The 12011-nt window shown below is 69.3% G+C and carries 12 protein-coding genes; 3 read left to right on the forward strand and 9 right to left on the reverse strand.

Features of this window, described 5'->3' with window-relative positions:
* Window positions 1-8: 8 nt before the first annotated feature.
* Entirely contained in the window at window positions 9-800 is a 792-nt protein-coding gene (locus AB0C15_RS29170; protein WP_357357282.1) for an enoyl-CoA hydratase-related protein, read from the forward strand.
* 63 nt (window positions 801-863) lie between these two features.
* On the opposite strand, the gene AB0C15_RS29175 is transcribed toward AB0C15_RS29170, so the two are convergent.
* On the reverse strand, window positions 864-1628 hold the full coding sequence (locus tag AB0C15_RS29175) for an SDR family NAD(P)-dependent oxidoreductase (protein ID WP_357357285.1): 765 nt from the start codon (window positions 1626-1628) through the stop codon (window positions 864-866).
* 320 nt (window positions 1629-1948) lie between these two features.
* Between AB0C15_RS29175 and AB0C15_RS29180 the strand changes: the two genes are divergently transcribed.
* Both AB0C15_RS29180 and AB0C15_RS29185 read left to right on the forward strand, forming a co-directional pair.
* Window positions 1949-2809, forward strand: a complete 861-nt coding sequence (locus AB0C15_RS29180; RefSeq protein WP_357357287.1) for a hypothetical protein — start codon at window positions 1949-1951, stop codon at window positions 2807-2809.
* A gap of 221 nt (window positions 2810-3030) precedes the next feature.
* Window positions 3031-3933, forward strand: a complete 903-nt coding sequence (locus AB0C15_RS29185) for a phytanoyl-CoA dioxygenase family protein (protein ID WP_091409805.1) — start codon at window positions 3031-3033, stop codon at window positions 3931-3933.
* An 86-nt stretch (window positions 3934-4019) separates the two neighbouring features.
* On the opposite strand, the gene AB0C15_RS29190 is transcribed toward AB0C15_RS29185, so the two are convergent.
* The 8 genes from AB0C15_RS29190 to AB0C15_RS29225 all read right to left on the reverse strand — a co-directional run bounded on the left by AB0C15_RS29190 (window position 4020) and on the right by AB0C15_RS29225 (window position 11970).
* Window positions 4020-4661 (reverse strand): MOSC domain-containing protein, encoded by a 642-nt coding sequence (locus AB0C15_RS29190; protein WP_357357289.1) that lies wholly within the window; start codon window positions 4659-4661, stop codon window positions 4020-4022.
* Window positions 4662-4715: 54 nt separating this feature from the next.
* Window positions 4716-5546, reverse strand: a complete 831-nt coding sequence (locus AB0C15_RS29195) for a carbohydrate ABC transporter permease (RefSeq protein ID WP_357357291.1) — start codon at window positions 5544-5546, stop codon at window positions 4716-4718.
* A complete protein-coding gene (locus AB0C15_RS29200) occupies window positions 5543-6529 on the reverse strand; it encodes a sugar ABC transporter permease (protein ID WP_357357293.1) in 987 nt (328 codons plus the stop codon). Before AB0C15_RS29200 ends, AB0C15_RS29195 begins: the two co-directional genes overlap by 4 nt.
* Window positions 6526-7812 carry a sugar ABC transporter substrate-binding protein gene (locus AB0C15_RS29205; protein WP_357357295.1) on the reverse strand — a complete coding sequence of 429 codons (1287 nt, stop codon included), beginning with the start codon at window positions 7810-7812 and terminating at the stop codon, window positions 6526-6528. Before AB0C15_RS29205 ends, AB0C15_RS29200 begins: the two co-directional genes overlap by 4 nt.
* Window positions 7813-8083: 271 nt before the next feature.
* Window positions 8084-8368 (reverse strand): GlsB/YeaQ/YmgE family stress response membrane protein, encoded by a 285-nt coding sequence (locus tag AB0C15_RS29210; RefSeq protein WP_357357297.1) that lies wholly within the window; start codon window positions 8366-8368, stop codon window positions 8084-8086.
* 454 nt (window positions 8369-8822) lie between these two features.
* Complete coding sequence (locus tag AB0C15_RS29215) at window positions 8823-9107, reverse strand: GlsB/YeaQ/YmgE family stress response membrane protein (RefSeq protein ID WP_357357299.1); 285 nt, start codon at window positions 9105-9107, stop codon at window positions 8823-8825.
* A 332-nt stretch (window positions 9108-9439) separates the two neighbouring features.
* Window positions 9440-11317, reverse strand: a complete 1878-nt coding sequence (gene lepA / locus AB0C15_RS29220) for a translation elongation factor 4 (protein ID WP_357357302.1) — start codon at window positions 11315-11317, stop codon at window positions 9440-9442.
* Between the two features lie 116 nt (window positions 11318-11433).
* On the reverse strand, window positions 11434-11970 hold the full coding sequence (locus AB0C15_RS29225) for a DUF4240 domain-containing protein (RefSeq protein ID WP_357357304.1): 537 nt from the start codon (window positions 11968-11970) through the stop codon (window positions 11434-11436).
* Window positions 11971-12011 lie beyond the last annotated feature (41 nt).

A 12011-nucleotide genomic window follows, 5' to 3' on the forward strand; every position in this document is an offset into this window, starting at 1 on the left:
TGCCCGGCATGACCTCTCCCGACGTCCTCGTGCGGGTCGCCACGGCCCGTGGGGTGACCACCCTCACCCTGGACAGCCCGCACAACCGCAACGCGCTCTCCACCGGCCTGATGACCCAGTTGCTGGCCGGGCTGGCGGACGCCGTCGCCGACGAGGCGGTCCGAGTGGTCGTGCTCGACCACACCGGCCCGGTCTTCTGCTCCGGCGCGGACCTGAAGGAGACCGCCGCGGCGTACGCCAGCGGGACGGTGCCGGCCGGGATGCTCGGCGACGTGCTCGCGGCGCTCTGGGAGTGCCCGAAGCCGGTGCTGGCCCGGGTGGGCGGGCCGGCGCGGGCCGGCGGGCTGGGTCTGATCGCCGCCGCCGACCTGGCGGTCTGCGCCGACGAGGCGACGTTCGCGTTCACCGAGGTGCGCATCGGGGTGATCCCGGCGGTGATCTCGGCGACCGTGCTGCCCCGGCTGCACCCCCGCGCCGCCGCCGAGCTGTACCTGACCGGAGACACCTTCGACGGTCGCCGGGCCGCCGAGGTCGGCCTGGTCACGGCGTCGGTCCCGGCGGACGGGCTGGACGCCGCGGTCCAGGGCTACTGCGACTCGCTGGTGCGCGGCGCGCCCGGGGCGCTGGCCGGCGCGAAGGAGCTGCTGCGCCGACCGGGCACCGCCGAGCTGCGCGCCGACCTGGCCCGGCTCTCCGCCGTCTCGACCGGCTACTTCCTCTCCGACGAGGGACGCGAGGGGGTCACGGCCTTCCGCGAGCGTCGGTTGGCGCGCTGGGTGCCCGCGCCGGACGGCGACTAGGTCGTCCGGGGCGTCGCCTTCGGTCGGCGGCGCCCCGGTCTCCGGTGCGGTGGTGGGTCGGGGTCACCAGGCGGTCGCGCCGCCGTCGACCGGGTAGTTCGCCCCGGTGATGTACGACGCCCGGTCGGACGCGAGGAAGACCACCAGCTCGACGACCTCCTCGGGGCGCGCGAAGCGCTTGAGGAGCGTCTTGGCCGTGATCGCGTCCCGCGCCTCCTGGTTGTCACCGAGGTCGCGCTCGCTGGCCGGGGTGAGGGTGGGCCCGGGGCTGATCGCGACCGCGCGGATGCCGTGCGGCGCGCCCTCAAGCGCGAGCTGACGCGTCATGCCGATGATGCCGGCGTTCGCGGCGGTGTGACCGACCATCGGCGGGACGTGGCCACCGATCATCCCGGCCATGGAGGCGGCGCTGATGATGACACCGCCACCGCGCCGGACCAGGTGCGGCCAGGCGAACTTCGACACGAAGTACGGAATGTCGAGTTCTCCGGTGATGGTGTACCGCCAGTCCTCCACGGAGAAGTCGGGCATCGGGCCGAAGCGGAGCGCGGCGGCGTTGTTGTAGACCACGTCGAGGCCACCGTAGGCGGCGGCAGCGTCGTCGACGAGCTTGCGTACCTGCTCGGGGTCGGTGAGGTCGACCGGGGCGATGCCGGTCATCTCCCCGCCGGCACGACGGACGAGTTCGACGGTCTCGTCGTTACCGGCCACCTGGAGGTCGGCGCCGACGACCTTGGCGCCCTCCCGGGCGAAGGTCAGCGCCGCGACGCGACCCAGACCACCGCCGGTGCCCGTGATCAGGACGACCTTGCCATCGAGCGTTCCCATGGAACTCCTCCTTCAGACGACCGACGCACCCGGGTATGGGTGGTAGGTCCGATTGATATGTCAACCGAGTCAAGTCCTTGACCGATCAATTGCTTCCCGTTGTGGCATACCCGGTGACGCTCACGACAGGCCCCGCCAGCAGCGGGTGACGGCACGACTGCGCAGGTGAGAACCCGAGCGGAGCGGGAACATCGCCAATCGGTACGGGACAGCGGAGCCGACGCCGAACCCCCCGGAATCGACCGACCCGGGGCCGAACCGCTCGGACGACCCGGCGAGGGCGTGCGGGGACGTACGCTTGGCGGACTGTCGATCTGGGGGTGTGGGTGCGAACTCGGGCAACCGTGGCGGGTGGAGTGGTGCTCATCCTCGTCGCCGTGATCGCGATCTGGCTCGTCGTACGGCAGGTCGGTGACAACCTCGCGTTGCCGCTGGTGGCTCGGAAGTGCACGGTGCAGGCCGACGGACGCGTCGCGCTCGACGCCGACCAGATGGCGAACGCGGCGACGATCGCGGCGATCGGCGCGAAACGCGGAATGCCCGAGCGGGCCGTGGTGGTCGCGCTCGCCACCGCGTACCAGGAGTCCGGGCTGCGCAACCTCGCCGACGGCGACCGCGACTCGGTGGGTCTGTTCCAGCAGCGACCGAGCCAGGGCTGGGGCACCCCGGCGCAGATCCGCGACCCGCGCTACGCGGCCAACCGGTTCTACGCCGCCCTCAAGAAGGTGCGCGGCTGGGAGAAGATGCGGGTCACCGACGCGGCCCAGCGGGTGCAGCGCTCGGCGTTCCCCGAGGCGTACCAGAAGTGGGCCGACGACTCCGAGGTGCTCAGCCGAGCCCTGCTCGGCGACGCCAGCGGCGCGGTCGCCTGCACGGTGGGGCGCACCCCGGCGATGCACGGCGCGGCGGCGGCCGCGCAACTGACCCGCAACCTGGTGCTGGACTGGGGGTTGAAGGGCACCGACCCGACCGACCCGACCGGGCTGGCGGTGACTCCGGGCGACAAGCGTGACGGCTGGCGGTACGCGCACTGGCTGGTGTCGCACGCCCAGGACCACGGGGTGAAGCGGGTCCGCTTCGGCGACCTGGAGTGGACCGCCCGCGGCGGTTCGTGGAGCCGGGTGGACGGCCAGCGCAGCCCTGCCGGCCAGGTGGTGGCCGAGGTGTTCAACGAGGGCTGACGACCCGGATCTCTTAACCGGCAGTCACCGCACAATCGGGCAACGAATACCAAATCGCGCTATTGATCACCTAGATCTCACTGTGTGCGTTTCTCTCGCTGCACGGGGTCCCGATGCGGGCCAATCCCACCAACACACCTTCCCCGATGCCGGGACCACCGCGTTACGATCGGCGGCCTGTGCCAGAAAAGGTTTCACCTCATGGGGAGGGGTACGACGCGGTGTTCGATTACGGCGACCGGACCGGTTACGAACCGATCAGCGACACTGACCGCAAGGAGTTCCACGAGCAGGGCTTCCTCCTGCTGCGCAACGTCCTGACGGAGGACCACCGGGCGGCGCTGGAGGCGGCTGTCGACCGCGTCTACGCGGAGGAGCAGGCCAAGGGCACCACCAAGAAGGACGGGACCCTGCACCTGCTGGGCTTCCTGGAGCGCGACGAACTCTTCGGCGAGCTGCTGACCCACCCGATCGCGTTCCCGTACATGTGGGGGCTGGCCGGCTGGAACATCTACACCCACCACAACCACCTGGACGTCACCCCGCCGGCCGCCGAGCCGGAGAAGCCGTACTGGGGTTGGCACCAGGACGGGTACCGGCAGAACTCCGACCCGGAGACGATGGACCCGAACCTGCCCCGGCCGATGTTCTCGCTGAAGGTCGCGTACGTGCTGTCCGACCTGTCGGAGACCGGCCGCGGCGCCACCAAGGTCATCCCGGGCAGCCACCTGAAGAACTCGCTGCCCCGGCCGGCGGACCTCACGGTGCAGAACCCCGACCCGGAGGGCACGGTGGAGATCACCGCCAACCCGGGCGACGCCTTCATCTTCGACCGTCGGCAGTGGCACTCCCGCTCGACGAACCTGTCGACGATCACCCGCAAGATGCTCTTCGTGGGCTACACCTACCGGTGGATCCGTCCGCTCGACGAGCTGCACCCCGACGTGAACGGCGAGTGGTACCGCAACCGCACCCCGGTCCAGCGCCAGCTGATCGGTGAGGGCACCCACACCGCCAACTACTGGGGCATCAACTGGGACGGGTACGTCGACGACGAGATCCCGCTGCGCAAGGAGCTCAAGGAGCGCGGTCTGCTCGACCGAAACATCCCCTGGCTCCGCTGATCCTCTGCTCGTAGGGCGGCCCCCTGTCACGCACCGAGCGTCGGCAGGGGGCCGCTGCCCGTTTCGGCGGCGGTCGGCGCGGCCGGTCAGCCCCGGGCGGCGAGGCGGCGGCGGGCCTTCTCCCGGATCGGCTCCGGCAGGTCTTCCGCTTCGAGCAGCCGAGGCAGCAACTCCGGCTCCAGGCTGGTCGCCCGGAACACCTCGCCGATGGTCACACCGTGCGCCGGCCTCTCCACCACCTCGACCGGGTCGCCCGCGCCGACCTCCCCCTCGCGCAACACCCGCAGGTAGGCACCGGGCAGCGCCCGGGCGGTGAACCGCTTGATCAGATCCGGTACGCCCCAGAATCCGGCGAAGGTGGTGCAGGGCGTCCGTGGCTTGGTGACCTGGAGCAGGGCCGAACCGACAAGCCACTGCTCGCCGATCACCGCACCCGTCACGTCGACCGCGTAGGTGGTCAGGTTCTCACCGAAGCCGCCGGGCCCTACGGCGCGGCCCAGTTCGGCCGCCCACCAGGCGGCGTCCTCCTCCGCGTAGGCGTAGACCGCCTGGTCCGGGCCGCCGTGCTGGGGCCGCTCGGCGACGAAGTCGCCCGCCAGGCCGCCGGTGAGCAACGACACCGGGCCGTCGACCGGCCGCTTGTCGATGCCGCTGCGACCACTCGCGTCGCCGGCCCACCCCGCCTCGGTCACGATGCCGAGGTTCACCGCTGCCACCCTGCCCGTCATGACCATCAGCCTAGTGGCGGGCCGACGCCGACCAGCCCCCGCGCGCCGCCGGGGTCAGCCCTTCACGGCGCCGGCCACCAGGCCGGAGACCATCCGACGCTGCACCAGCAGGAAGAAGATGATGACCGGCAGGGTGAACAGGGTGGACGCGGCCATCACCGGCCCCCAGTTGGTGTCGTCCCGCCCGAAGAAGAAGGTCATCGCCACCGGCAGCGTGTAGCTGCCCTGGTCGTTGATGAACGTCAACGCGAAGATCAGCTCGTTCCAGGCCGTGATGAAGGAGAAGATGCTGGTGGCCACCAGGCCGGGTGCGACAAGCGGGAAGAGCACCCGGCGGAAGGTCTGGGCCCGGCTGGCCCCGTCGATCGCCGCCGCCTCCTCCAACTCCTTCGGCACCGCGGCGACGAAGCCACGCAGCATCCAGACCGCGAACGGCAGCGAGAAACCGAGGTACGTGAGGATCAGGCTGGGCAGGGTGTTGTAGAGCCCCAACCGTTGGATCATCAGGAACAGCGGGATGACAAGCGCCTCCAGCGGAATCATCTGCACCACCAGCAGCATGATCAGGAAGCTGGTCCGCAGCCGGAACCGGAACCGGGCCACCGCGGTCGCGGCGAGCAACGCCACCAGGCCGCTGAGCACCACCGTGGAGACGGCGACAAGCGCGCTGTTGACGAAGAAGTCGAGGAAGCTGACGCCGGGGATCAGGTTGCCGGTCAGGATCTCCCGGTAGTGGGCCAACGTCGGATGGGTGGGCACCGGCTGCGGGGTGGCCGAGAAGATCTCGTTGCTCGGCTTCAGCGAGGTCGAGATCATCCAGTAGACCGGGAACGCCGCGAAGAGCGCGACCAGCAGCCCGGCGCCGTTGAGGGCGATTTTCTTCACGACTCGTCCTCCTGCCTGAGCACCATCCGTACGTAGAAGCCGGTGACCACCAGCAGGATCAGCGTGAGGATCACCGCGATGGCCGCGCCGAGCCCGTACTTCGGCGGCGGCGAGAAGGCTTCGGCGTACGAGTAGATGGCGAGCATGAACGTCGGCCGGTCCTGGGTGCCGCCGGCCAGCACGAACTGCTGGGTGAAGACCTTGAAGTCCCAGATCGTCGAGAGCACGATCAGGATCCCGAAGACCGGGCGCAGCAGCGGGAAGGTGATCTTCCAGAAGACCCGCCACGGGCTGGCGCCGTCCACCCGGGCCGCCTCGTGCAGCTCACTCGGCACGCTCTTCAGCCCGGCGAGCACGCTGACCGCGATGAACGGGAACGAGTGCCAGACCACCACCAGGGTGAGGATGGCGAAGAAGAGCAGCGGCGAGTTGAACCAGCCGTAGCCGGTCCAGTCGCTGCGCCCGAACAGGCCGTTCGAGAGCCCGTCCGGCAGCGCGTTGAACAGCCAGGTGACCAGGCCGCTCGTGTCGTCGAAGATCCACTTCCAGACGATGGTGCCGGTCAGCGCCGGCGTGGCCCAGGCGAGCATCACGCAGCTCGCCACGAACGTCGCCATCTTGCGACCGAGCCGGTTGAGCAGCAGCCCCACCAGGGTGCCGAGCACCATCGTGAGCAGCACGTTCGCCGCGGCGAACAGCACCGTGTTGCGCAGCACGGTCAGGAAGAACGGGTCGGAGAGGATGTCGGCGTAGTTGCCGAGCCCCACCCACGGCCACTCCCGATCGCCGCGCAGCTGCCGGACGCTGTTCAGCCGGTAGAAGGACATCACCACCACCTGGCCGAGCGGCCAGAGCAGCAGCACCCCGATGATCAGCAGGGCGGGCAGGAGCAGCAGGTAGGGCAGGCGGTCCACCCGGCGACGCCGCCGCGCGGGGGTCTCCCTCGCGGCGGACGTCATCGGGTTTTTTGTCTGTGAGCTCACTTGCTGTTCAAGATGCCTTCCATCTCACCGGCCGCATCGGCGGTAGCCTTCTCGACCGTCTTCTGACCCTTCATGACCGAGCTGTTCATCGCCTGGGTCACCGTCTTGGTCCGGCTGACCTCCACCCACTTCGGAGTGAGCGGCGTGAGCTTGGTGTTCTGCATGGTGGTGGCGAACGCCGCCATCACCTTGTCGTTCGCGTACGCGTCGCCGGAGACCAGGTCCTGGTAGACCGGGAAGAAGCCGAGGCTGCTCGCGAAGCTCTGCGCGTTCTTCTTGTTCAGCAGCACGGTCAGGTAGTCCCAGGCCAGGTCCTGCCGCTCACTGTCCTTCCAGATCGCCACGTCCGAGCCGCCCGCGAAACCGGGTGCCGCCTTGCCGTCCGGGCTGGGGATCGGGAACGTACCCCAGACCTTCTCGATCTCGGGGTTGTCCTTCTTGATGGCACCCTGCTGCCAGCTACCGGCGAAGGCCATCGCGGCCTTGCCGGTGGCGAACTGGGTACGCGCGTCGATCTCGTTCCAGCCGGCCGCCGCGGGCGGGGCCACCTTGTGCACGGTCACCAGATCGGTCCAGAACTTGACGGCCCGCTGCGCCTCGGGCGTGGTGTAGCCGGACTTCCAGGTGCCGCCCTGGTTGCTGGCGATCTCGCCGCCCGCGCCCCAGAGGAAGGAGTAGAAGGGCAGCTCGGAGTTGCCCGGCAACGCGATGCCGTAGGTGCCCTTCTTCTTCGCCTGCACGGCCTTCGCCACCGTGACCAGGTCGTCCCAGGTCTTCGGCGGCTGCACACCCGCCTCGGCGAACCAGTCGGTGCGGTAGTAGATCGCCCGCACACCCGCGTACCAGGGCACGCCGTACTGCTTGCCGTCGAGCTGCGCGTTGCGCACCAGGTCCGGCAGCAGATCCTTGCCGTCGGCCCAGCCACCCATCCGGGCACTCACGTCGGCGAGCGCCTCCTGGGCGGCCCAACCCTGCGTTTCGGTGTTGCCCAGCTCGGTGATGTCCGGCCCCTCACCGCCGGCGAGCGCGGCCTGGAACTTCTTGGGCGCCTCGAGCCAGGGGATGTACTGCACGACGACATCGGTGTCGGGGTGCTTCTGGCGGAACTCGGCCTCGACACCGTCGAGGAAGGAGTTCTGCGCGTCCCCGCCCTCACCCATCATCCAGACCGTGAGCTTGCTGTCGTCGGCCGCGTCGTCGCCGGAGCCTCCACAGCCGGTCAGCACCATCGCGGCCGAGGCCACCATGGCGGTGACCGGGGCCAGCCGCTTCCACCTGTTCACGCCACTTCTCCCCTCGCGCCGCTTGGAACTAACCTTCTCCGCCGCACCCTAGTACGGAGGATTCCTTTACGACAGTGGGCGGGACCGGCCGAAGCGTCGCGACCGTACCGCAGCGGCCCGACGACCGAGGCCCCGACATCTGACCAAAACCGGGTAGGACAGCACGAAAGGGCGCCCGGCTCTGGCCGGGCGCCCTTTCCAGTCGTGCTGTCCTACAGGTGGTGCTGTAGCACCAGATGATGCCGGGTCGTTATCGGCTGACGCCGGGTCGTTACCGGGTGACGCGGCGGCGGCCACCCACACCGGCCACCAGCGCGACCGCGATCGCGGCCACCACGACCTGCACCAGCAGCTCGCCCCAGTCGACACCGCTCGTCTCGGTCGCGATGCCGATGGCCCGCGCCAGGACGGTGCCCAGCAGCGCAGCGCCGATACCGATCAGCAGGTGCAGCCAGATCGGCATGTTCTGCTTGCCCGGGACGACCAGGCGGCCGAGCGCGCCGACGATGAGACCAACAACGATCGCAGTGATGATGCCCCACACGGTGAGCTCCACGGCCACCCTCCTTCAAAGAATGTCTGACACACGGTGTGTGTGCTTCCTGTCGTGACCGTTAATTGCCCGACCCACCCAAAATCCAAACCGACTTCGCCCACCAAACGATCACGACTTGGGAGACAGGGACACGTTCCACAGCGGTCCCCGTCGACCAGGGGTGTCCTGACCACCTCAGCCACCCGGAATACCCGAGCCCACCAGACATACAGGACGGGTTGACCACCGCAATCCAGCCCACCGAGTACGTCCGGCAGGGACCTGCGGACCTTGAGAGGCAGACCGCCGACTTCGAGCCGAACCACGACGCCCACCCCGACGATCTGAGCCACGACGACGCACGGCCCGTCGGGCAGAACGCGGCGCGGTCCGCCGGCGTGGGCGAAACGCCGATGGGCGCCCGGCCTGTCGGCCGGGCGCCCATCGGAGGGTCGCTGTGTTACGGGTTCAGGTGTTACCGGGTCACGCGGCGGCGGCCACCGACGCCGGCCACCAGCGCGACGGCGATCGCGGCGAGCACGACCTGCACCAGCAGCTCGCCCCAGTCGACACCGCTCGTCTCGGTCGCGATGCCGATGGCCCGCGCCAGGACGGTGCCCAGCAGGGCCGCGCCGATGCCGATGAGCATGTGCAGCCAGATCGGCATGTTCTGCTTGCCCGGGACGACCAGGCGGCCGAGCGCGCCGACGATGAGACCGACAACGATCGCAGTGATGATGCCCCACACGGTGAACTCCACGGTCGCCCTCCTTCAAAAGAATGTCTGACACACGGTGTGTGTGCTTCCTGTCGTGACGGCTAAGTGCCCGACCTACCAAAAGCCCAAACCGACTCACGTCACCTGACAACGCCAAACTTCGATACCTCGGGGGGTGCGTCGGTTGACGCGAACGTGCGTCCACACAGGTAGGAGGCCATTTCGCCGAATTCACCGACTGCGTGACGACGACAGAAAATTTTCTCCGAGGCCGGGTCCCACCTCCGCGCGGCCGGCACGGGGACGCACCGGGACGCCCAGGAACGCCATCGCGCCCGGGTGCCTGTGGCACCCGGGCGCGATGGCGTTGCGAACTACTTCTTGCCGGCGGCCTTGCCGTCGCCGGAGTCGGAGGAGAGGGCCGCGATGAAGGCCTCCTGCGGCACCTCGACCCGGCCGACCATCTTCATCCGCTTCTTGCCTTCCTTCTGCTTCTCCAGCAGCTTGCGCTTACGGCTGATGTCACCGCCGTAGCACTTGGCGAGAACGTCCTTGCGGATCGCCCGGATGGTTTCCCGGGCGATGACCCGGCTGCCGATGGCCGCCTGGATCGGCACCTCGAACTGCTGGCGCGGGATCAGGGTACGCAGCTTCGCGGCGATGGTGACGCCGTAGTTGTACGCCTTGTCCTTGTGCACGATGGCGCTGAACGCGTCCACCGGCTCGCCGTGCAGCAGGATGTCCACCTTCACCAGGTCGGACGCCTGCTCGCCGGAGGGCTCGTAGTCGAGCGAGGCGTAGCCCTTGGTACGGCTCTTCAACTGGTCGAAGAAGTCGTAGATGATCTCGGCGAGGGGCAGCGTGTAGCGCAGCTCCACCCGGTCGGCGGAGAGGTAGTCCATGCCGAGCAGGGTGCCGCGGCGGCCCTGGCAGAGCTCCATGACCGCGCCCACGTAGTCGTTCGGCGTCAGCACGGTGGCACGGACCACCGGCTCGTACACCTCGGCGATCTTGCCGGTGGGGTACTCGCTCGGGTTGGTGACGACGATCTCCTCGCCGTCGTCGGTGATCGCCCGGTAGACGACGTTCGGCGCGGTGGAGATCAGGTCGAGGTTGTACTCGCGCTCCAGCCGCTCCCGGATGATCTCCAGGTGGAGCAGACCGAGGAAGCCGCAGCGGAAGCCGAAGCCGAGCGCGCCGGAGGTCTCCGGCTCGTAGTCCAGGGCGGCGTCGTTGAGCTTGAGCTTGTCCAACGCCTCGCGCAGGTTCGGGTAGTCGGACCCGTCGATCGGGTAGAGGCCGGAGTAGACCATCGGCTTCGGGTCCTTGTAGCCGCCGAGCGGCTCGGCCGCCGGCCGGCTGTTGATGGTGACCGTGTCACCGACCCGGGACTGCCGGACGTCCTTCACACCGGTGATCAGATAGCCGACCTCGCCCACGCCGAGCGCCTCGGCCTTGACCATCTCGGGTGAGATGACGCCGATCTCCAGCAGCTCGTGCACCGCCCCGGTGGACATCATCTTGATCCGGTCGCGGGCGCTGATCCGGCCGTCGATGACCCGGACGTACGTCACGACGCCGCGGTAGACGTCGTACACCGAATCGAAGATCATGGCCCGGGCGGGCGCCTCGGCCTCGCCGACCGGCGGAATGAACTGCCGGACGATCTCGTCGAGCAGGTACGGAACGCCCTCGCCGGTCTTGCCGGACACCCGGATGCAGTCGGCGGGGTCGCCACCGATGAGGTGGGCCAACTCCTCGGCGTACTTCTCCGGTTGGGCGGCCGGCAGGTCGATCTTGTTGAGCACCGGGATGATGCGCAGGTCGTTCTCGAGCGCCAGGTAGAGGTTGGCCAGGGTCTGCGCCTCGATGCCCTGCGCGGCGTCGACGAGCAGCACGGCGCCCTCGCAGGCGGCCAGCGACCGGGACACCTCGTAGGTGAAGTCGACGTGCCCCGGGGTGTCGATCATGTTGAGCACGGCCTGCTCGCCGGCCCGCTCACCCTCGCCGATCGTCCACGGCATGCGGACGGCCTGGCTCTTGATGGTGATGCCGCGCTCGCGCTCGATGTCCATCCGGTCCAGGTACTGCGCGCGCATCTGCCGCGGGTCGACCACGCCGGTGAGCTGCAACATCCGGTCGGCCAGGGTCGACTTCCCGTGGTCGATGTGGGCGATGATGCCGAAGTTCCGGATGCGACCGGGGTCGGTGGCACCAGGGGCGTTCGCGCCGGGATCGAGCTTCGGTGGCACAGCGGTCCGTTCTGGTCGGCTGACGTGAACAGGCCGGCGCGCCGCCGACCCCCTCTATGTTCCCACGCCGCCGGGGTACGCCCACTGGGCGGGCGATGGATCGGCCCGAGGATCCCTCACTCCAGCGGCGGCTCGACGAAGAGCGCGGCCAGCCGGGGCAGCCGCCGACGCGCCTCGTCCTCGTCGTCGAAGTCCCAGAAGTCGTTGAGATCCGGCGTCCGCACCGGGTCGCGGTCCGCCGGCAGGTCCGTCGCGGTGGCCTTGCGGTACGCGTCCCACGGCACCGAGAGCATCCGCTCCGCGGAGAACTCCTCGCCACTGAGAGACGCCGCCCGCACCTGGGGCAGTTCGGCTAGCGAGTCCGGTTCGGCGACCGCACGGGCGAAGACCGCCCGCCCCTGGGCCATCAGCCAGCCCCGGAAGTGCTCGAAGCCGTCGGCCGAGGCGCCACCGTTGATCAGGTACGCCGCGCCCCACAGGTCCGCCTTGTGCGAGGCGGCAAGCACCCGCGTCTGGTGCCGCGCGTACCCGACGATGTCCTCCGGATCGCGCTCGGCGAGCAGGGCGACGGCCCGCGCGGCTACCGGCCCGGGTTCTCCCCCGCCGCCGGCCCGAGCCTCGTCGATCAGCTGCCAGAAGTCCTCGGTCCTCATGGCTTGGCAGTCTGGCAGTGTCGCCGCGCGTCGCGCACGCA

The organism is Micromonospora sp. NPDC048835, assembly GCF_040649995.1.
Classification (GTDB): domain Bacteria; phylum Actinomycetota; class Actinomycetes; order Mycobacteriales; family Micromonosporaceae; genus Micromonospora.